Raw genomic sequence first — 18,975 nt, 5'->3', positions numbered from 1 at the left:
TTCTGCGCGCGCGTAGTCGATGCTAGCGTTATAGTCCGCTTTCGGGCTGGCGATTCTTTCAGGGCGCTCTGCTGGACCGGCGATGATATGGGGAGGCGCTCGCAAATCGCGCCCCACGCGCGGGTTGATCGGTTGATCAACATCAAATCGTGAATATGAGAAATGCGCTAACTGTGACCGCGGTGGTCACCGTGGCTCGTGTGTCAGCAGATGTGGTAAGGTTGAGTGTCGGCGAGTAGCAGAGGTCCAGCAACAATGACTTTGAGGCGAATCAGAGCTTACGGCGCATCCGGCTTGGTTCTAGCGCTTTGCACTGTGTTTGCTTGGCAGAACGCCACTGCCGCTCAAAATTGCGACGCAGCCGCGACGCCTGGCGTCAATTGGCGCGAGTGTGACAAGAAGCTTCTCATCCTAGAAGGACAGGACCTGAGCGGGGCGAACCTGTTCGGTGTTGATTTCACTTCGACCGACCTCAGGAACAGCAATCTCGTTGCCGCAAATCTTGAGAAGGCAACGCTTGTGCGTGCTTCCCTGGCCGACTCGACCGCCAAAGGCGCCCGGTTCGACAGAATCGAGGCCTACAGGACCGACTTCAGCCGTATGGACGCGCAGGGCGCTGTGTTTGCGAGCGCGGAAATGCAGCGCTCGAATTTCCAGGACGCCAATCTGACCAATGTTGATTTCACAAAGGCAGAATTGGGGCGTGCGCAGTTCCATGACGCCGATATCAGCGGCAGCCGCTTCTCGTTTGCCAATCTCGCACGGGCGGACTTCCGAGGAGCGACGTTCACCGCGCCGGTAGACTTTGACCGCGCTTTTTTGTTTCTGACCCGTATCGAGGGCCTCGACCTTTCCAATTCGGTGGGTCTGTCCCAGTGGCAGCTCAACATGGCTTGCGGAGACGCCCGGACCGAGTTGACTTCTGGCTTGACGAGGCCTGAAGATTGGCCCTGTCAATTCCAGCAGGAATAGTTGTCGCAAACGAACTGCGGCAATGCTGCACCCGACAGGATTCGAACCTGTAACTTCTGCCTTCGGAGGGCGGAGATCCTCCGCCAAAGTGGCACGTTTCTACGGTATTGGTATTGGCGAAATCGCGGCAGCTACTGGTGCTGCTGGCTTTGCTCTGTGGACCCGACGCAATGGATGAGCTGGCGGCTTCCAAGAAAAATCGACCGAGTTCATCTGTCTCTCCCGTGAAGAAGACGATCCTCCGCAGACTGGGGCCGGGCCTCATCACTGGCGCGTCGGACGATGATCCATCCGGGATCGGCACCTATAGCCAGGCGGGGGCCCAACTCGGGTTCGCAATCGGATGGACGATGCTGCTGACCTATCCTCTGATGGTCGCGATTCAGGAAATCAGTGCGCGCATCGGAAGGACCACCGGCCACGGCATCGCAGGCAATCTATGCCGCCACTATCCGAATTGGCTTCTACAGTCCATCGTAACTCTTCTGTTCATCGCAAATACCGTCAACATCGGCGCCGATCTCAGCGCCATGGCCGATGCGACGAAGCTTCTAATCGGCGGCCCGACCGTTCTCTATGTCGTCCTGTTCGCAGCCATTTGCGTAATTGGAATCGTTTTCGTGAACTACGATCGCTACGCGCTCATCTTGAAATGGATGACGTTGAGCCTGTTCTCGTATGTCGCTGTCGTGTTTGCTGTGCAAGTTCCCTGGGCCGAAGCACTGGGTGGCGTGCTGGTCCCGCGAATTGTCTGGAGCAACGAGTTCTTCACTACGCTTCTCGCTATCTTCGGCACGACGATTTCGCCCTATCTCTTCTTCTGGCAGGCGTCAGAGGAGGCCGAAGAGGTCCACGCAAATCATCGCAGAAAATCGTTGTTGAGGGCTCCACGTCAGGCGGTCGACGCGTTCTCGCGAATACGCGCCGACACTCTCATAGGCATGGCATTCTCCAACGTCATCGCGCTGGCGATCATCTTCGCGACCGCGGCGACCTTGAACAAAGCCGGCATCACCGACGTCGAGACATCCGCTCAGGCGGCCGAGGCGCTGCGGCCGATCGTCGGCGATTTTGCCTTTGCTATCTTCGCTTTCGGCATCGTCGGGACAGGGTTGCTGGCGGTACCAATCCTGGCCGGCGCGGCGGCTTACGCCATTGGCGAGGCGAGACGATGGCCCGTGGGGTTGTCGCGCAGACCTGGGGAGGCTGTGGCGTTTTACAGCACTCTTGCCGCGGCCACGGGGCTCGGAGCAGCGATCACGTTCGGTCCAATCGATCCGATCAAGGCGCTGTATTGGACAGCCGTCGTCAACGGTGTCGTCGCCGTTCCGGTCATGACGGTCATGATGATAATGACAGCCCAGCCAAAGGTCATGGGCGACTTCACCGTCAAGGGCTGGCTGCGCTGGCTGGGATGGGCCTCCACGATCGCTATGGCGATGTGCATGGTCGGAATGCTCATGAGCTGGTTCATGTGACAGCCAATTGATCACCCGCCGCAGTTCGTATGGCGGTGGAAACCAGGCCGGAAGCTATCTTCGACACTCTATCAAGGTCTCGACGCCCTAGACTATCGCGCTGCCGAAACCGCAGGCTCGAGGCCGAGCCGTCCCACAACAGCTTCAACCGGCATTGGTTGCGGGTTGTCGCCGATTGCTGGACGTTACCTTGAAACGCGCGGGTGCTCTTCAGATCGGGGCGGTCGAGGCGCCGAAGGCTCAGATGACCGATGCCGACGTCGGGATTGCGGCAGACCACACGGACGAGAAACTGGGCTCGAACTCGGTTAACCAGCCGCGACCGCGGCGAGGAGCGTCCGGCGGGCTTGGCGAGGACGCCGAACGCGGCGGAAGACCAGCGGGTCGGCGCAGTATTGAGGTCGCACACGTTCAGTTCCTTCTTGAGAAACATAATTCCAGCACCGAGGAACCCGATCCCGGACCCGCGCGGCAGGACGATGCCTAAATTAATTGGCAGCCTGTTCGATCGAAATCATGGAATGTTCCTGAGAAGACAGCCCTGCGAACTCGCTCACGCCGGGTTCTCGAGGTCGAATTGCTTCGACGGCTCGTCGTAGCCGAACAACTCCGCGTAGCGCCCCAGGAGATGATCGCGCGCATCGTGTCGGCACGTTCTTCGGACATGTGGTCTTCGAGGTGGCGTGAATTGTGCCATGCATCGCCAACTCCCAAGCTGGCTCGGTCATTCACTCACTTGCCAGGGAGGCGTGCATTTTCTGGCGCGGTACCCAGTTCCGACCGTATCAGGCGCCTTGGTCTCATCCATTCGCCGCGCGCTCTTTCGGACAGTACCAATCCATGGCCAGGTCGATCGGGCGCATAGACGTAGCCGTCCCGGATTTCGATGGGCTGTTCCACCAGATGATCGAAGTTCTGAAACGAATATTCCAGCCATTCGACTTCCGGCAGCGCGACCGCCATGTGCACGCCGATCTCCAGAAAGGTGTTGCCGATGCTGACCGGGATGCCGAGCTCGGCGGCCAGCCAACCAATGTGCATAACATCGGTGACTTGACCGTGGACATTCAGGATGTCGGCTGCGTGGGCTTCCAGAAGAAGCCGTTTGCCTTGAAGATCCAGATACTCGCCGCTGTTGATCTGAGTCCATGTCATTGCCTGCCTGAGCATTCTCAATCCTTCGTGGTCGTGACGCAGGATTGGATCCTCGACCCAGAGAAGATCGTGGCCGGCATCGCGGATCGCCACCAATTTCATTAGCGCTTCCTTCGAGGTCCACGCCTCGTTCGGGTCGATCATGATTTCCGAGCCTGCCGGCACGCAGGTTTTCAACAGCTCCAGGCGCCGCAGATCGCGATCGAAATCCGGGTGGCCGACCTTGATCTTGAAAGCGGAATAGCCAAGCGACGCCGCGTGGGAAAACAAGGAGACGAAAGCATCGTCGTCGAGGTGAAAATCGAGGCCACTGGCGTAGGCTTTCACACGGTTGCGACGACTGCCGAGCAGCACGTGAAGGGGTAGGCCAGCTTCCTTTGCCGCAAGATCCCAAAGCGCCACCTGGATCGCTTCATGAAAAGGCAGGGAGTACGCCCGCTGATTGCCACCGCGCGGGCGGTTCACACGATGAACCAGCGCGATCGCCTTATGTCCTTTCAGCCCCGGCCAAACCTCGTTTTCGAAAACGGTCTCAATCTCAGTCTGGTCGGGCAGGGGATTGAAGAGCGTCTGGATGAAGCCCAGTCCCACTTCACCACTTTTCGAAACGAGTTCCAGCGCAGCGACGTTTACATCGTCGGCTCGAACCTGACTGTCCCCGATTACCCGGTCGCGGGCGAACTGAAATCGGGTTATACGAAAATGCGAAAGGCTCATCACAGGGGCTTTCTGATCGTTTATGATAACGCACTGATCTATCAGCTAAGATGTCTCAGTACCGAATCAATGGAGGTGCCGCAAGTGGCGGACAAAGCAAAAGCCATCTCTCATACCCTGGTGGCGGCCACCCGTATGAGCGATGTTGCCTACGAACGAATTCTGGAACGCTTGTTCGACAGGCGCGTTCCGGTCGGGGCATTCGTTTCGCAGAGCGAACTGTCCGCGATCGTTGACGTGCCCGTCGCTCCGCTTCGTGACGCTCTGCGCAAGCTCGAGGCGGAAGGAATTCTCACCATCCATCCACGCTCCGGAATCCAGTTCATAAAACCTGGCATGGAGCTCACGCGCGCCACCTACCAATTCCGCGCCATCATAGAGCGATCGGCAATTCGGGTCTTTGCCGAGCAGGGCGATGAAGCCGTCATGAATGCCTTGGAAATGCGGCACTCCCGGCTGGTCCGGCGCATCGAACGGGAGGGTGTGGGAAAGGAGCAACTGGAGGAGATGGATGCGCTGGAGGGAGAGCTGCATGGCGCAATCATCGGCGCGCTGCGCAATCCCTTGATCGATAGCACCTATCGGCGCATGCACAATTATCTACGTCTGTTGCGGCTGGACAGCAAACTCACCTCGCCAATCATGATCCGGACACTGAAGGAACACCTCGACATCCTTGAGGCTTGCAGCACCAGGAATGCCGACGCTGCCGAAGCAAAGCTGCAGTCCCATTTCCAGGCGGCCATGCAGCGGAACCTTGGTCTGGTCTGACACGTCGTTGCTTGCCTCTCCGGCGCGGTTGCACGGCTTGGGAAATGATGTTACCCAACACTCCAACTGATCGATCAGTCTGCTGATCTGATATCTTGGAGGTTCGCATGCGGTTGAACAAAAGGCAGTTTCTCGTGGGTTCGGCGGCCCTCGCGATGGCAGGGCGCATTGGTGGTGCCCGTGCCGCGAGTGCCATCAGTTACTGGCACCACTTCACCAGTCAGTCGGAAATGGCCAGCTTACTCAAGATCATCGGATTGTTTCAGGCGGCCAATGCAGATGTGGCGGTGACCCAGGAAAACATCCCGAACTCGGAATATATGGCCAAGGTTTCATCGGCCGTGCTGGCCGGCGGGCGTCCCGATACCGCCATGGTGATCGCCGAGCGCTTCGCCGATCTTACCGCGATGGAGGGATTGATCGATCTTACCGAGCGCGTGAATGGGTGGGAGGGCAAGGCGAACTTTCCCGACAACCGCTGGACCGGGCTTTCAAGCAATGGCGTCATTTATGCGGTTCCCGCCTTCGCCTTCGTTGACTGGATGTACTACCGCGCAGACTATTTCGAGGAAGCTGGACTGGCGGGGCCACCCCGAAATTTCGACGAATTCCTTCAGGCATCCCGCAAACTGACCAATCCTTCGAAGGGCAGGTATGCCTTCGGCATGCGCGCCGGCGCCGGCGGTTTCAAATATGTCATCGATGTCATAGAGGCGTTCGGCTCGCCGATCGTCAAGGATGGGCAGCCGGCCATCGAGAGGGCCGCGGCGATTGAGGCGATAACGTTCTATTCCGATCTCTTCCTGAAGGAAAAGGTCGTGCCGCCGAGCGCGCCCCACGACAGCTACCGTCAGATCATGGAAGCCTTCCGCACCGGGCAGACTGCGATGGTGTGGCATCATACCGGTTCGCTGAACGAAATCTCGAGTGCGATGAAGCAGGGCGAACAATTCTCGACCGCGCCGATGCCGGCCGGTCCGAAGGCGCATGTCGCTCGCGTCGCGTACGCCGGCAACGGCGTCATGAAGGAAGACAATATCGAGGCTGCCTGGCGGTGGGTGAGCTTCTGGGGCCAAACGGACGCTGCCCTGGCCCTGCTCGAGGGGACCGGCTATTTTCCGGCCTCCGCCGCTGCGCTGCAGGATCAGCGGATCACCGGCAATCCGATCTATAATGCGGCGACGGAAACGCTCAAGTTCGGACGCCTGCCGAACAATTTCGTCGGCGCCGCGGGCTGGTCCGAAAATGTCGTCAATCCCGCTTTCCAGTCGGTGCTGACGGGTCAGTCGACGCCGGAACAGGCAGTAGACCGCATGATCCAGGGCCTGGAGGCGGCGCTCCGCTGATCCCCGGACGTGCAGCCGTGCTCAGAACGCAACGGGACGGTGCTTTCGCATCGCAGATTCATGATAATAAGCTCGAGCAGATATCTGCCTATGCGGGCTCTCGGCGAACTATCCGAGACCCGATACTGGATGTATTTGCTGCTCCTTCCCAGCCTCGCCCTTATCCTTCTCGTGATCGCCTATCCGACGCTTTACGGCATGGCAATCAGCTTTCGCGAGATGCGTCTGACGCGTCCCGGGTTGGATGGCTGGGTCGGCTTCAAACATTATCTAGCGATGTGGTCAGACCCGGTATTCTGGATCGCATTGAAGAACACCGTCGTGTGGGTTGCTGCCGCGGTCGTGCTGGAACTATCGCTTGGTCTGCTCGCCGCGACAGCTCTCAACAGGGATTTGCCGGGCACGAAAATCTTCGCCGTGCTCATCCTGCTTCCCTACTTCCTGCCCAATGTCGTAGCGGGCCATATGTGGGCCTTGCTGCTCGATCCGCGGCTCGGAGTCATCAACGATCTTCTTGTCCGGCTAGGCGTCCTGCAGGCCTACAAGGCATGGTTTGCTGATCCCAATACTGCGCTTGCGGCGACCATTCTCGTCGAGGCCTGGCATGGGTTTCCATTCTTCGCGCTGCTGCTGCTCGCGGGCCTGAAGGGTATTCCCGAGGATCTCTACAGGGCAGCGGCGGTCGACGGCGCAGGCCTGGCGGCGCAGCTCAGGCTGATCACCTTGCCCATGCTCAAGACCGTCATCGCGGCGGCAGTGATCCTGCGCGTCATCGGTCTGGTCAATTCGCCCGATCTGCTCCTCATTCTCACCGGTGGCGGACCGGGAGATGCCACGCAAGTGCTGTCGTTGTACGCCTTTCAGACTGCCTACAAGGAGTTCAATTTCGGCTACGCATCCGCCCTGTCGGTGGTGATGTTCGTGACCCTGATGATCTTCGCGGCCGGGTATATCCGCATCTCCAGGATTACCAAAGGACAGGGCGATGATTGAAAGCAAGCGTCACCGGCGGATGATCGCGAACATCGCCACCTACATCGTGCTCGCAAGCCTGACGGTGTTCTGCATCGGTCCGATGATCTGGATGTTCCTGACATCCCTCAAATATGAGGCCGACATTGTCACCCAGACGATGCAGTACCTCCCGAGCCGCGTTACCTTCGACAATTATGTCGCCATCTGGACGCAGTCGGGTTTCCCACGGCTTATAGGCAACAGCCTCGTCGTTACCTTGCTGACGGTGACGATCTGCGTCGTCACGGGCACGCTTGCCGCCTATGCATTTTCTCGCTTCGCGTTTCGAGGCCGAGATCAGCTCATGCTCGGCTATCTTGTCGTTCGCATGTTTCCCGCAGTCATGATGATCATTCCCCTTTATGTTGTTATGCGCGGTGTGGGGCTCGTCGACAGCCGTTTCGGCCTAGCGCTTGCCTATACGAGTTTCCTGCTGCCGCTGTTCGTGTGGATGCTCAAGGGGTTCTTCGATTCGGCACCTAAGGAACTCGAGAGCGCGGCTCGCATCGACGGCTCGACAAGGCTTGGCGCCATGGTCCGTATTGTCATGCCCCTTGCGCGGAACGGCCTGGTCGCAAGTTCGGTGTTCATTGCCATCGCGGCCTGGAATGAGTTCCTGTTCGCCCTGATGCTCACGACGGGGCAGGGGTCTCGCACCTGGCCCGTGGGCCTGCAACTGATGGTCGGAGAGTTCCAGCTTCCTTGGGGCGTTCTGGCGGCAGGCGGCATTCTCAGCATCATCCCTGTCATCGTTCTCTTCGCGATTGTCCAGCGAACCATGGTCCAGGGGCTGACTGCAGGCGCCATCAAAGGTTAGGAGTTTCGCATGGCGACACTTTCCATCAGGGACGTGCGCAAGTCCTATGGCTCCGTACAGGTTCTTCACGGGGTCGACATCGAGCTCGAGGACGGAGGCTTTCTGGTTCTGCTCGGGCCGTCCGGATGCGGCAAGTCGACCTTGCTCAACATGATTGCCGGCCTCGACGACACGTCCAGCGGTGACATCCTGATCGGTGGACGCTCGGTCCTCGACCTTGCGCCCAAGGACCGCAATATCGCGATGGTGTTCCAATCCTACGCGCTTTATCCCACCATGTCGGTCGCGAGGAATATCGGCTTCGGATTGGAAATGCGTGGCGTGGGCGCCGACCAGCGCACGCGTGCCGTGGAAGATGCCGCGCGAATGTTGCAAATCTCCCATCTGCTCGATCGACGCCCCGCCAACCTTTCGGGCGGACAGCGGCAGCGCGTTGCGATGGGCCGCGCGATCGTGCGCGACCCGGAGCTGTTCCTCTTCGACGAGCCATTGTCCAATCTCGATGCCAAGCTTCGCGTGGAAATGCGCACGGAGATCAAGCGCCTGCACGAGCGTCTCGGCACGAGCATCGTCTATGTCACGCATGATCAGATCGAGGCGATGACGCTGGGCACCAAGGTGGCCGTCATGAAAAGCGGCTACATCCAGCAATTGGGCGATCCGCGCACCATCTATGAACGGCCCGCCAATATGTTCGTGGCAAGTTTCATCGGATCTCCGGCAATGAACTTCCTTGCCGGACGACTGGTCCCGGATTCGGAGGGTGTCCGGTTTCAAGCGAGCGGTGTATCGATCGTGTTGCCGACGCGGAACCGGCAGGTGGGCTCTGAGCGACCGGTGATGTTGGGCATACGGCCTGAAGAGCTGAGAACCGTTGCGGAGAATCGAGCTTCGATCATTGGGGAGATCGACGTGGTAGAGCCCACCGGGCCTGAAACCATGGTGACTGTGCAGGTCGGCGAGAACGCGATCATCGCGCGCCTGCCGCCGAGGTTTGCCGGCCGGCGCAAAGAGCCAATATTTCTTGCCGTCGATCCGGCGAGCGTCAACCTGTTCGATCCGGATAGCGAGCAGCGCATCGACATTTAGGACGTGGATACCAGCGGCTGGACGCAGTGGCGCAGGGATCCGCGATGTCGCCTCGAACTCATCCGGAGCGAATGCGGACCGCTTGCGGTCAAGCTGCGCTGGGTGAGCGGTATCTCGGCAGGGTAGTCAGCGGGCCTTGGCGATCAGTTCTGTCAGGCAATCAGCAGCCTCCGTCCCTGGCACGCCAAGATCTCTGACACTGTCCATGTGGTTGCGGTTCGGGAGCACATGCGACGTTACCAACGATCCCTGCCGCACCAAGCTTGCTTTGAATCGATCGGCTTGCTGATGGAAGGGTGGCGTCTCATTGGCTCCGACCAGAACCGCCGCCCTGGTTTGAGGATCATGCCGACAGGCGAGCGGCGTAAACATGGCGACTTCCTCGTCGGTTATTCCAATCTCGTCGGCGAGAAAGGAATCCTGGAGCGGTTTCAAATCGTAGAGCCCGCTCAGCAGAAGGGCTGCCCTCACATTCGAGGGGGTATGCTCGCCGTCGAACAGAAACGTTGCAAGATGTGCTCCAGCCGAATGACCACTGACAGTCAGGGCCGCCGGGTTTCCGCCATGATCGGCGATGTTGGCCAGGATCCACTGCTTGGCGCGGCGCACCTGGTCGACGATCGTCGCCATTCGGACCTTGGGCATCAGAGCATAATCAAGGATGACGGCAATGGCCCCGGCCTGGGTAATCGTCGTCGCGACATATGAATAGTCGCGCTTGGAGAACATTCTCCAGTAGCCGCCATGGACAAAGATGTGCACCGGCAGCGCCGTTCTTTTCCCCGGGGGAAAGAACAGATCCATGGTTTCGGTCGGATCCGGTCCGCAGGCCACGTCCGCGGTCATCGCAATGGTGGCGCGGGCGGCCTCGCTGCGGCCAACGAAGTCCTGCACGATTTCGTCAAAATCCGCGACGTGGTCGCGGATGCGAAAGGGATCGTCTTGCATGCTTTCTCCGCTCACATGCTGATGGCGAGGTATTTCGCCTCCATGAACTCGGCAATGCCGTGATGCTGCCCTCCCTCGCGGCCGAGCCCACTCTGCTTAACGCCGCCGAAGGGGGCCGCCGGATCGGACATCAGCCCCCGGTTGACAGCGATCATCCCGGCCTCGATCCGGGAGGCCACCCGCATGCCGCGCGCCAGATCGCGCGTGTAGATGTAGGCAGCAAGCCCATATTCGGTGTCATTGGCGCGTGTGATGACCTCAGCCTCGGTGTCGAAGCTCGAGATCGGCGCCACGGGCCCGAATATCTCCTCATGCGCCATCTTTGCGTCGCCTGGCACGTCGCGAAGCACTGTAGGAGGGTAGAAGAAACCAGTTCCGGACAGGACTGAGCCGCCGCACATGACCCGCGCGCCGCGTGCGACCGCGTCGATGACAAGGCGATCTATCTTCTCGACCGCCTTTTTCGTGATCATGGGTCCGCATTCCGTGTCCGGGTCGGTGCCAGGGCCGACCTTGAGCGACGACATCCGCTTCTTGAGGCCGTCCGAGAAGGCTTCGTAAATGCCAGATTGCACGTAGAGGCGGTTGGCGGCCGTACAGGCCTCACCGGCGTTACGCATCTTGGCTACCATTGCGCCATCGAGCGCCGCTTCGAGATCAGCGTCGTCGAACACAATGAACGGTGCGTTGCCGCCGAGTTCCATCGAACACGAAACCACATGCCTGGCAGCCTCTGCCAGCAGAGCGCGACCCACACCCGTCGAACCGGTGAAGGAGAGCTTGCGCACTCGCGGGTCGGCCAGCATGGCGGCTGTCAAAGGGCCGGGACTGGAGGTCGTCAGGACGTTGACCACCCCCGGTGGCACGCCTGCGTCCTGATAGAGCGCGGCCAGCGCGTAGGCGGTAAGCGGGGTCTCGCTGGCTGGCTTCAAGATCACCGTGCATCCAGCGGCAAGTGCTGGCGCGATCTTGCGGGTCGCCATCGCGGCAGGAAAATTCCAAGGCGTGATCAGGACGCAGATACCGATCGGTTCGTAGTCGACCACGATGCGATTGGTGCCGGAAGGCGCAATACCGAATTCGCCAGTAATGCGAACGGCCTCCTCGGCATTCCAACGGAAAAATTCCGCGGCATAAGCGATCTCGCCGCGGGCATCCCGCAGAGCCTTGCCGTTTTCCAATGCGATGAGAGTCGCGAGCGCCTCTGATCGTTCCGTCATCAGTTCAAAGCAGCGTCTGAGGATCTCGGAACGCTTTCGCGGCGACGTTGTCCGCCAGCCATGGGCTGCCTTGGCAGCGGCGTCAACGGCAGCGGCCGCGTCGTTCACGGTCGCATCGGGCACAGCGGCGATGACAGCCTCGGTCGAAGGATCGACGACCGGAATCACCCTGCCATCCGCGGACTGGCGCCATTGGCCGCCAATATACAGCCCGTGCGAGATTGTGTGGAAGTCGCTGATTCCCTGATCATCCGACAGAACCTGTGAAAACGTGTTCATCTCGATATTCCCGATTGTTACATGATGCTGGCGAGGTCGCCATCAAAGGCGGCCTGGACCAGGCGTCGCATGGACCCCAAGTCGAATGGACGCGGATTGTTCTTGATGAGGCGCTCGATACCAATCGCTTGTTCGGCCGTCCAATCGAGCTTATCGGCGGGCAGCCCCAGTTCGGCCAACGAGGGGGTGATCCCGATTGCCCCAAACAGCCGACTGACCTCGCCAATGGTCGCGTCGGCCAACTCTTCGGGCGTACAGCCCTTTGCATCGAGGCAGAGCGCGTCGGCGATCTCGGCCATCTCGGTCGCTGCGGCTGTTTTGTTGTACTTCATGACGTATGGCAGCATGGTGGCGACACCCAGTCCGTGAGGGGTGTGGGTTATCGCGCCAACCGGGTATTGCACGGCGTGCGCTGCCGCTGTGCCGGCCGTTCCGAACGCACAGCCGGCGGCCAGTGCACCCATCATCACGTCGGCCCGGGCGTCCTCGTCAGAGGGCTGGCGGTATGCCGTTTCAAGGCTTCGGCCAAGCAACTTGATCGCCAGCAGGGCGAAATGATCGGTCAAAGCGGTTTTGCCGATAAAGACATGTTTCTGCGGAAGGCCGGGATCGGTCCCCCGCCTGACGGCGGTGAAGGCCTCGATTGCATGCGTCAGCGCATCGGCGCCTGCGATCGCCGTCAATGCCGGCGGGCATGTCATCGTCAGTTCAGGATCGCAGATGGCCGCGGCCGCGATCAGATATGGGCTGGAGATGCCGACCTTCAGGGTGCGATCCGGATCGGAGATTACGGCGACCGGGGTCACTTCAGAGCCCGTGCCGGCTGTCGTCGGCACCGCGATCAGCGGCAGCGTCGGGCCGGGCACCTTGAACTCGCCGTAGTAATCCTGGAGCTGACCGCCGTGAGTGATGAGCAACGCGGCGCATTTGGCCATATCGAGACAACTGCCGCCGCCAATGCCGATCACCATGTCGGGCGCGAACCTCCGTGCTTCCTCGACGCAGACGGCAACGGTGTCCCGGGGAACGTCGGGTAGCACGCGGTCATGCACCAGTACGTCTATCGAGCTGGCTCGCAGCGCCGCGACGATCTCTCCAAACGGGCCCGTTGCGGCAAAACGTTCATCGGTGCAGACGAGCACGCGACGCCCGAGCCTGGCCGCGACAACCGGAATGACGTGGCGTTGGCCCTTCCCGAAGAGGATTTCGCGCGGCAGCCTTATGGCAGCGAAAAGGCTCATTATCTGCATCCTGTGATGATGTCTGGATTGGAATGCGAAAGGCCGTTCAACTCGGCCCAAAGGCTGGGTTTGACGTCAAACCCCACTTGCAGCACGCTTGCGTTCCGACGCGTTGAACCATCGCCCGGAGCGCTGACGGTCCGTTCAGGCTCGGACGGTGAGGAAGCCCGGCCCGCGGAGTCGGCCCGCTGCTCCAGCAGGTTCATCGCAAGTACGATTGCTTTGTCTTGAAACAGCCTCAAATTATATCCTCTATAAAATCGTATAGGATATAGGATTGCATTGGCCGAAGCATCGTGTTAGCAACTCAATGTGTCAAGGGGCAAAAAATGCAGGCCATGAACTTACCCAGTCTAGATGAACCGAACCTCGCCGGCGGGCGTATCCAGCGCTCCAGCAGCCTGGTTGAGGACGTCTACGAAGCGATTTTTGCGCAACTCATGTCGCTGAAGATTGCGCCGGGCTCGCGCATCACGGTCGACAGTCTGGTCAAGGAATTCAACGTCTCCCACACGCCGATCCGCGAGGCGCTCGGCCGGCTCGAAGGCGAAGGCCTGGTGCTGAAGACGCATCTGATCGGTTACCGCGCTGCGCCGCAGATCACGAAACGACGGTTTGACGAGCTCTACGAGCTTCGCCTGCTGCTCGAGCCTCATGGCGCGGCCAAGGCAGCCGCGCTCATGGACGAGGTAAAGCTCGCACAGCTTCAGGAATCGGCGGGCGTCATGGCGCGCCGTGAAGGCAAGGACGAGCGTCTGAGGTATTCCAACTTCGCCCGCCAGGATGCCATTTTCCATGACAAGGTCATGGAATTCGCCAACAACGAACTCGTGCGCGAGACGCTGGCGCACCAGCATACCCACTTCCACATATTTCGCCTGATGTTCCATTCGCGCGTCACCGAGGAGGCGCTCGACGAGCATGAGGCCATTCTGGCCGCTTTCGCTGCGGCCGATCCTGCCGCTGCCGAGCAGGCGATGCGTCGCCATATCGAGCATTCCCGCGACCGTTTGTTGCTGGCGTTCGACTGAGACTGTCCCGATGTCTTTGATCACAGGCCAGTGCCAAGGATACTTCCCCGATTCACCCTTCTAGAAAGTCAAACCCACCGGGCGAGTACAGGTCTCGCCCGGCCGTTGTCACAGGAAAGGTACGACCATGCCAGGCAAAAAGATCCTAATGCTGACCGGTGAATTCACCGAGGAATACGAAATCTTCGTCTACCAGCAGGCGATGGAAGCGGTGGGCCACACGGTTCACGTTGTGTGCCCAGACAAAAGCGCCGGAGACCTGATCAAAACATCGCTGCACGATTTCGAGGGCGATCAGACCTACACCGAAAAGCTCGGCCACTATGCGCTGATCAACAAGACCTTTTCCGACGCTGAGAAGCAGCTGGAGCAATACCACGCTGTGTACTGCGCCGGCGGTCGTGGGCCCGAATACATCCGCACCGACAAGCGCGTGCAGGCGATGGTGCGCCACTTCCACGAAACCAAAAAGCCGATTTTCACGATCTGCCACGGCGTGCAGATCCTGATTGCGGTAGACGGCGTCGTGCGTGGCAAGAAGGTCGGCGCACTGGCGGCATGCGAGCCCGAAGTGACGCTTGCGGGCGGCACCTATATCGACCTGTCTCCAACGGAGGCATATGTCGACGGCACGATGGTTTCAGCCAAGGGCTGGACGGCGCTTGCAGCGTTTATCCGCGAGTGCCTGAACGTGCTTGGGACAGAAATCCGCCACGCGTAGACCTTCTTCCGACGCGTCTCAAAGGGGTGCGTCGGTTCCCTTTCTGGAAGGGCATTGTCACCGCAATTCGGCTTCGGATCATAAACGCCCGCATCGCGCTGTTTGCCCCCCAGGTTCAAAGCTCTTTCGTTATGCATTGATGCTCGTTTCATCAAATCCCGTAAGCGAACGCATCAGTGTTTCCCTTGCTGAAGCCAGATGCGCTCGGCAGGCTACCTCAATCCGAGTGGCGTTGCGGCTCTCAAGCGCATCGATATAGGCAATGTGTTCGTGGATTGCGGCAAGGTTGCGCTGCTTTTCGTCCTGCTTGTTCCACTGATAGTGGTAGTGAAAAATGAACATGATGATGTCGTAGAAATCATCGATGAAGCGGTTCGGTGATGCCTCGTTTATAAGCCGGTGGAACCGGTTATCCAGGCCGGAGAAGTCGTGAAAGCGGCTCTCAATTCGCTCCAGCAGGTCGGCATGCGCCATCTTGAGCGCGGCGAGTTTCGACCATAGCGGAGAGCTGTTCGGCTGCAGTGAAAACAGTTGTGCCGAACGCAGTTCAAACATCACCCGGATCTCGAAGAGCTCAAGTGCAAAGTCTTCAGTGAAACCCTTGAAAAGCCAGCCTGTATTCGGCCTTTTCTCGATCAGTCCAAACCGGCTGAAGCGGATCAGGAATTCGCGAATTCCATTGGTCGCAACACCGAATTGCCGTGCAAGCTCAAGCTCATTGATGCTGGTTCCGGGCCTGGTGTCACCCCGCAGCATCCACTCCATGAACTGCTGTTCGACATGCTTGGCGCGAGGCGTAGTTTCGGCGTCCGGATAGTAGTCGTTGTCGCCGACCGCGCGGCCCGTCGCTCTGAGGCCGTGGCGTTCGGTGACAAGTTCGCGGTTAACAAGTTCTCGCAGGACCTTTCGGACGGTTGTGCGGCTGACGCACATTCGCCGTCTAAGCTCATTTTCGGAAGGAAGTTCGCCGGCCAATTGTCCGTCGCGCAGCATATTTGCAGCTCGATTGAAGGCCTTCTTGTAGACGGTGTCCGTTCTCATCGGATTTCCTTGGAACAATACCTTGTCCTTTTTAGCATGAACTTTATCCATAAAAAACAACTTGACCCGACTACACCAGTTGTTTTTTATCGATAAGAAGAGGACCTGAACACGAACTGAGTTTTTGACGACGCGGCTCGCACAAGCTGCGGCGGGGAGGGGAAATTTGCCTGAAACGGGAAACACCGGCACGACTGTCGGCGAGGCCGCGTTGCCGGCATCCAGGAAGTCAGAAGCCGTCCCCGGCCTTGCGCTTGGCCTGATGCTGCTGAGCGCTGGTCCGGTCGTCATCCTGGTGCTGCTGGTCGCCGTCCTCAGCTTTCTGTCACCCTATTTCCTGACAGGACGCAATCTCAGCAACATCCTCGCCCAGACGGCCGTCATCTCGGTTGTGGCGATGGGCCAGCATCTGGTCATCCTGACACGCGGCATCGATCTCTCCGTCGGCTCGAACCTTGCGCTGGCTTCCGTCGTTGGCGCGCTGAGCTTTCATGCTGGCGCCCCCGCCATCGTTGTGATCGCGGTGATGGTTGGCTGCGGTGCCGCGGTCGGCGCGATCAACGGGCTCTTCTATGTCTTCGGCCGACTGCCGCATCCTTTCATCATCACGCTGGCAACATTGAGCATCGCCAAGGGGTTGGCGCTGCAACTGGCCGATGGCCGCGCCATCCCTGGCATGCCGGATTCGATCGATGCGCTTGGCCGCGACGCGGTCTGGGGTCTGCCTGGATCGGTTTTCGTTGTTGCCGGCGTTGCCGCGGTGCTTTTCGTCATGGCTAAAACCATGGTCTGGGGGCGCTGGATTTATGCGGTTGGCGGCCGGCCCGACGCTGCGTTGCGCATGGGTATTCCCGTGTCCTGGGTCCTGGTTTCCGTCTATGTCATCTCAGGGCTGTGCGCCGGCATCGGTTCAGTCATCCTTGCCGGCCGCACCGACGCCGGTTCGCCGCTCTTCGGCAATCTGCTGGAACTGGATACGATCGCGGCGGTGATCATTGGCGGCGCCAGCTTTCTTGGTGGTCGCGGCCACCTCGGCCATGCCTTGATCGGCGCCATCATGATCGGCGTTATCCGCAACGCGCTCAACCTGCTCAACGTCAACGTCTTTTTCCAGCTCATCGTCATCGGCGTGGTCATCGTCATAGCGGTCGAGTCCGACGTGCTGCGCAATTACCTCGAAGGGCGTGTGCGTGTCATGCAAGCCGGGAGGCAGTCATGAGCGCTGCTGCGGCCAACGTCGATCATGCGGTCACCGCGGACAATCCCGTGCTGGCGGTACGCGGTGCGACCAAGCGTTTCGGTTCGGTTCTGGCTCTGGACGATGTCAGCATCGAGGTGCGGCGAGGCGAGATCGTCGGCCTGCTCGGCGACAATGGCGCGGGTAAATCGACGCTAACCAAATGCATCAGCGGGGTGCACCAACTCGATGCCGGCGCGATCTTTTTGGATGGTGCGCCAACGCAGATACGCTCCCCTGCGGATGCGCGCTTCGCCGGCATCGAGACCGTCTATCAGGACCTGGCGCTGTTCGACAATCTGACACCGGGACAGAACTTCTTTGCCGGCCGCGAGCTGGCTGGCCCGCAATGGCTTCCGCGCGGCCTGCGATTTCTGCAGCAGCGCCGAATGGACGCCGAGACCCGCGCTCTGTTGGTGAATCTCAAGGTCACGTTGCCGCGGCTGGATGCCGTCGTCGCCATGATGTCGGGTGGACAAAGACAAGCCATTGCCGTGGCCCGCTCGACCGTATTCGCCCGCAAGGTTGTCATTCTGGATGAGCCGACCGCCGCACTCGGCCTGCGTGAATCACGGCAGGTGCTCAATCTGGTTGCTGCGCTCCGCGACCAGGGCAATGCCGTCATCCTGATCACTCACAACATGGAACACGTCGTCGAACTCGCCGATCGCGCGGTGGTGCTTCGCCAGGGCCGCAGGGTCGGCGAACTGGTGCCGACCAAGGACAACAAACAGGAGCTGGTTTCCATGATCGTTGGAGCCTGACCCGTTCGAGATTTGGGGACCGTTCCGGTCCGCAAATGCCTGAAGCGTCTCGCGCAGGGAGGCGTCTCAATCCAAGGGAGGAAAACAATGCCAATGAACCGAAAACTGTTCGCAGGGCTGGCGATCGCCGTTGCGTTTTCTATGCCGGCTTCGGCCGCAGACAAGATCAAGATCGGCCTGATCACGAAATTCCCGGTGCCGTTCTACTCGACCATGGAGGACGCCGCCAAAAAATACGCGGCCGCTCATCCGGAAATCGAGCTGGTCACCGGCCAGGGCCAGGCGGCCACCGACATCGAAGGTCAGATCGCACTGATCGAATCCATGATCACGCAGCGCGTCAAGGGGCTGGCAATCACGCCGGTCGACCCGACGGTCGCGCCGGCGCTCGACAAGGCGGTCGCCGCCGGCATCAAGGTGGTTCTCGTCGACAACAGCATTCCCAACTGGAAAGGCCAGACGGCATTGGTCTCGACCAACAACCTCAACGGCGGCAAGATCGCCGGAGAGTATTTGAAGACGGTGCTCAAGAGCGGTGACAAGATCGGTATTTTGCAAGGCGTTCCCGGGGTGCCGGCTCTCGATGACCGGGTCACCGGCATGATGGAAGGATTGGGCGACGTCAAGGTCGAGGTCGTCGGCAAGGGTGCAACCAACTGCACGCTGGAACTTGGTACGTCAGTGGCCGAAGATATCCTGACCGCCAATCCCGATCTCAAGGCGATCTACTCGGCCTGCGGCCCGCCGATCCCTGGCGCCGTCAAGTCGATGAGCAATGCCGGCATTGCCAACGACAACCTCATAGTGGTCGGCTTTGACGCCTGCTGCGGTGAGATCGAGGCGATCAAGTCGGGGGCGGAGGACGCCAGCGTAGCTCAATTTCCAGCGAAAATGGGTGAGCTTGGCATCGACACTGTCGTCAAGGCCATCCGTGGGGAACCCGTCGAGGCCAATGTGGATACCGGCGCCGGACTGGTGACGCTGCAGAACGTCAAGGACTTCGAGTGATCAACCAGTGGTGGGGGGGGGGGGGGGGGGGGGGGGGGGGGGGGTGGGGGGGGGGGGGGGGGGGGGGTGGGGGTGGGGGGAGGGGGGGGGAGACCCGGCGAAGGGTGCTGGTGTCCGCGGGGGGCG

At 60.0% G+C, this 18,975-nt stretch carries 18 protein-coding genes; 12 read left to right on the top strand and 6 right to left on the bottom strand.

What is annotated here, in order from left to right:
* The first annotated feature begins 255 nt into the window (after nucleotides 1–255).
* Complete coding sequence (locus NKH29_RS29545) at nucleotides 256–972, top strand: pentapeptide repeat-containing protein (RefSeq protein ID WP_352496628.1); 717 nt, start codon at nucleotides 256–258, stop codon at nucleotides 970–972.
* Nucleotides 973–1,142: 170 nt separating this feature from the next.
* Nucleotides 1,143–2,450: an NRAMP family divalent metal transporter gene (locus NKH29_RS29540; protein WP_352496629.1), complete on the top strand. Its 1,308-nt coding sequence runs from the start codon at nucleotides 1,143–1,145 to the stop codon at nucleotides 2,448–2,450.
* Here NKH29_RS29540 and NKH29_RS29535 read toward each other — a convergent pair.
* Both NKH29_RS29535 and NKH29_RS29530 read right to left on the bottom strand, forming a co-directional pair.
* A complete protein-coding gene (locus NKH29_RS29535) occupies nucleotides 2,443–2,883 on the bottom strand; it encodes a hypothetical protein (protein ID WP_353001193.1) in 441 nt (146 codons plus the stop codon). The genes NKH29_RS29540 and NKH29_RS29535 overlap by 8 nt on opposite strands.
* A 299-nt stretch (nucleotides 2,884–3,182) precedes the next feature.
* Nucleotides 3,183–4,322: a mandelate racemase/muconate lactonizing enzyme family protein gene (locus tag NKH29_RS29530; RefSeq protein ID WP_352496630.1), complete on the bottom strand. Its 1,140-nt coding sequence runs from the start codon at nucleotides 4,320–4,322 to the stop codon at nucleotides 3,183–3,185.
* 135 nt (nucleotides 4,323–4,457) lie between these two features.
* Between NKH29_RS29530 and NKH29_RS29525 the strand changes: the two genes are divergently transcribed.
* The 5 genes from NKH29_RS29525 to NKH29_RS29505 all read left to right on the top strand — a co-directional run bounded on the left by NKH29_RS29525 (nucleotide 4,458) and on the right by NKH29_RS29505 (nucleotide 9,359).
* The gene (locus NKH29_RS29525) at nucleotides 4,458–5,093 is read left to right on the top strand and encodes a GntR family transcriptional regulator (RefSeq protein ID WP_502895979.1); all 636 of its coding nucleotides are present in this window, start codon (nucleotides 4,458–4,460) and stop codon (nucleotides 5,091–5,093) included.
* A gap of 155 nt (nucleotides 5,094–5,248) precedes the next feature.
* Nucleotides 5,249–6,439, top strand: a complete 1,191-nt coding sequence (locus NKH29_RS29520; RefSeq protein ID WP_353001192.1) for an extracellular solute-binding protein — start codon at nucleotides 5,249–5,251, stop codon at nucleotides 6,437–6,439.
* A 129-nt stretch (nucleotides 6,440–6,568) separates the two neighbouring features.
* Complete coding sequence (locus NKH29_RS29515; protein ID WP_245278558.1) at nucleotides 6,569–7,432, top strand: carbohydrate ABC transporter permease; 864 nt, start codon at nucleotides 6,569–6,571, stop codon at nucleotides 7,430–7,432.
* Nucleotides 7,425–8,270, top strand: coding sequence for a carbohydrate ABC transporter permease (locus tag NKH29_RS29510; protein WP_352484910.1), 846 nt, complete (start codon nucleotides 7,425–7,427; stop codon nucleotides 8,268–8,270). The genes NKH29_RS29515 and NKH29_RS29510 overlap by 8 nt, the downstream gene beginning before the upstream one ends.
* Before the next feature lie 9 nt (nucleotides 8,271–8,279).
* Nucleotides 8,280–9,359, top strand: coding sequence for an ABC transporter ATP-binding protein (locus tag NKH29_RS29505; protein ID WP_352484911.1), 1,080 nt, complete (start codon nucleotides 8,280–8,282; stop codon nucleotides 9,357–9,359).
* A gap of 126 nt (nucleotides 9,360–9,485) precedes the next feature.
* Here NKH29_RS29505 and NKH29_RS29500 read toward each other — a convergent pair whose 3' ends face one another.
* From NKH29_RS29500 to NKH29_RS29490, 3 genes are read right to left on the bottom strand one after another with little or no spacing between them, the layout of a single operon-like run.
* Complete coding sequence (locus tag NKH29_RS29500; protein ID WP_502895978.1) at nucleotides 9,486–10,307, bottom strand: alpha/beta hydrolase; 822 nt, start codon at nucleotides 10,305–10,307, stop codon at nucleotides 9,486–9,488.
* 11 nt (nucleotides 10,308–10,318) lie between these two features.
* Nucleotides 10,319–11,806: an NAD-dependent succinate-semialdehyde dehydrogenase gene (locus NKH29_RS29495; protein WP_352791942.1), complete on the bottom strand. Its 1,488-nt coding sequence runs from the start codon at nucleotides 11,804–11,806 to the stop codon at nucleotides 10,319–10,321.
* 17 nt (nucleotides 11,807–11,823) lie between these two features.
* Entirely contained in the window at nucleotides 11,824–13,047 is a 1,224-nt protein-coding gene (locus NKH29_RS29490; protein WP_352484915.1) for an iron-containing alcohol dehydrogenase, read from the bottom strand.
* A gap of 338 nt (nucleotides 13,048–13,385) precedes the next feature.
* Between NKH29_RS29490 and NKH29_RS29485 the strand changes: the two genes are divergently transcribed.
* Both NKH29_RS29485 and NKH29_RS29480 read left to right on the top strand, forming a co-directional pair.
* Nucleotides 13,386–14,078, top strand: coding sequence for a GntR family transcriptional regulator (locus NKH29_RS29485; protein ID WP_352484920.1), 693 nt, complete (start codon nucleotides 13,386–13,388; stop codon nucleotides 14,076–14,078).
* A 127-nt stretch (nucleotides 14,079–14,205) separates the two neighbouring features.
* On the top strand, nucleotides 14,206–14,799 hold the full coding sequence (locus NKH29_RS29480; protein ID WP_023718517.1) for a DJ-1/PfpI family protein: 594 nt from the start codon (nucleotides 14,206–14,208) through the stop codon (nucleotides 14,797–14,799).
* A gap of 129 nt (nucleotides 14,800–14,928) precedes the next feature.
* Here NKH29_RS29480 and NKH29_RS29475 read toward each other — a convergent pair whose 3' ends face one another.
* Nucleotides 14,929–15,840, bottom strand: coding sequence for a GntR family transcriptional regulator (locus NKH29_RS29475; protein WP_352484916.1), 912 nt, complete (start codon nucleotides 15,838–15,840; stop codon nucleotides 14,929–14,931).
* A 166-nt stretch (nucleotides 15,841–16,006) separates the two neighbouring features.
* Between NKH29_RS29475 and NKH29_RS29470 the strand changes: the two genes are divergently transcribed.
* The 3 genes from NKH29_RS29470 to NKH29_RS29460 all read left to right on the top strand — a co-directional run bounded on the left by NKH29_RS29470 (nucleotide 16,007) and on the right by NKH29_RS29460 (nucleotide 18,849).
* The gene (locus NKH29_RS29470; protein WP_352484917.1) at nucleotides 16,007–17,059 is read left to right on the top strand and encodes an ABC transporter permease; all 1,053 of its coding nucleotides are present in this window, start codon (nucleotides 16,007–16,009) and stop codon (nucleotides 17,057–17,059) included.
* The gene (locus NKH29_RS29465; protein WP_023718514.1) at nucleotides 17,056–17,841 is read left to right on the top strand and encodes an ATP-binding cassette domain-containing protein; all 786 of its coding nucleotides are present in this window, start codon (nucleotides 17,056–17,058) and stop codon (nucleotides 17,839–17,841) included. The genes NKH29_RS29470 and NKH29_RS29465 overlap by 4 nt, the downstream gene beginning before the upstream one ends.
* 141 nt (nucleotides 17,842–17,982) lie before the next feature.
* On the top strand, nucleotides 17,983–18,849 hold the full coding sequence (locus NKH29_RS29460; RefSeq protein WP_502911315.1) for a sugar ABC transporter substrate-binding protein: 867 nt from the start codon (nucleotides 17,983–17,985) through the stop codon (nucleotides 18,847–18,849).
* The last annotated feature ends 126 nt before the right edge of the window (nucleotides 18,850–18,975 follow it).

The organism is Mesorhizobium sp. M1295 (genome assembly GCF_040318135.1).
Classification (GTDB): domain Bacteria; phylum Pseudomonadota; class Alphaproteobacteria; order Rhizobiales; family Rhizobiaceae; genus Mesorhizobium.
Note: the sequence above shows the minus strand (reverse complement) of the source record. Positions and strands in the feature narration are given on the sequence as shown.

Excerpts from the sequence above, each read along its gene's own strand:
- NKH29_RS29545 (WP_352496628.1), top strand. The coding sequence starts at position 256 with ATGACTTTGAGGCGAATCAGAGCTTACGGCGCATCCGGCTTGGTTCTA.
- NKH29_RS29540 (WP_352496629.1), top strand. The coding sequence starts at position 1,143 with ATGGATGAGCTGGCGGCTTCCAAGAAAAATCGACCGAGTTCATCTGTC.
- NKH29_RS29535 (WP_353001193.1), bottom strand. The coding sequence starts at position 2,883 with ATGTTTCTCAAGAAGGAACTGAACGTGTGCGACCTCAATACTGCGCCG.
- NKH29_RS29530 (WP_352496630.1), bottom strand. The coding sequence starts at position 4,322 with ATGAGCCTTTCGCATTTTCGTATAACCCGATTTCAGTTCGCCCGCGAC.
- NKH29_RS29525 (WP_502895979.1), top strand. The coding sequence starts at position 4,458 with ATGAGCGATGTTGCCTACGAACGAATTCTGGAACGCTTGTTCGACAGG.
- NKH29_RS29520 (WP_353001192.1), top strand. The coding sequence starts at position 5,249 with ATGGCAGGGCGCATTGGTGGTGCCCGTGCCGCGAGTGCCATCAGTTAC.
- NKH29_RS29515 (WP_245278558.1), top strand. The coding sequence starts at position 6,569 with ATGTATTTGCTGCTCCTTCCCAGCCTCGCCCTTATCCTTCTCGTGATC.
- NKH29_RS29510 (WP_352484910.1), top strand. The coding sequence starts at position 7,425 with ATGATTGAAAGCAAGCGTCACCGGCGGATGATCGCGAACATCGCCACC.
- NKH29_RS29505 (WP_352484911.1), top strand. The coding sequence starts at position 8,280 with ATGGCGACACTTTCCATCAGGGACGTGCGCAAGTCCTATGGCTCCGTA.
- NKH29_RS29500 (WP_502895978.1), bottom strand. The coding sequence starts at position 10,307 with ATGCAAGACGATCCCTTTCGCATCCGCGACCACGTCGCGGATTTTGAC.
- NKH29_RS29495 (WP_352791942.1), bottom strand. The coding sequence starts at position 11,806 with ATGAACACGTTTTCACAGGTTCTGTCGGATGATCAGGGAATCAGCGAC.
- NKH29_RS29490 (WP_352484915.1), bottom strand. The coding sequence starts at position 13,047 with ATGAGCCTTTTCGCTGCCATAAGGCTGCCGCGCGAAATCCTCTTCGGG.
- NKH29_RS29485 (WP_352484920.1), top strand. The coding sequence starts at position 13,386 with ATGAACTTACCCAGTCTAGATGAACCGAACCTCGCCGGCGGGCGTATC.
- NKH29_RS29480 (WP_023718517.1), top strand. The coding sequence starts at position 14,206 with ATGCCAGGCAAAAAGATCCTAATGCTGACCGGTGAATTCACCGAGGAA.
- NKH29_RS29475 (WP_352484916.1), bottom strand. The coding sequence starts at position 15,840 with ATGAGAACGGACACCGTCTACAAGAAGGCCTTCAATCGAGCTGCAAAT.
- NKH29_RS29465 (WP_023718514.1), top strand. The coding sequence starts at position 17,056 with ATGAGCGCTGCTGCGGCCAACGTCGATCATGCGGTCACCGCGGACAAT.
- NKH29_RS29460 (WP_502911315.1), top strand. The coding sequence starts at position 17,983 with ATGCCGGCTTCGGCCGCAGACAAGATCAAGATCGGCCTGATCACGAAA.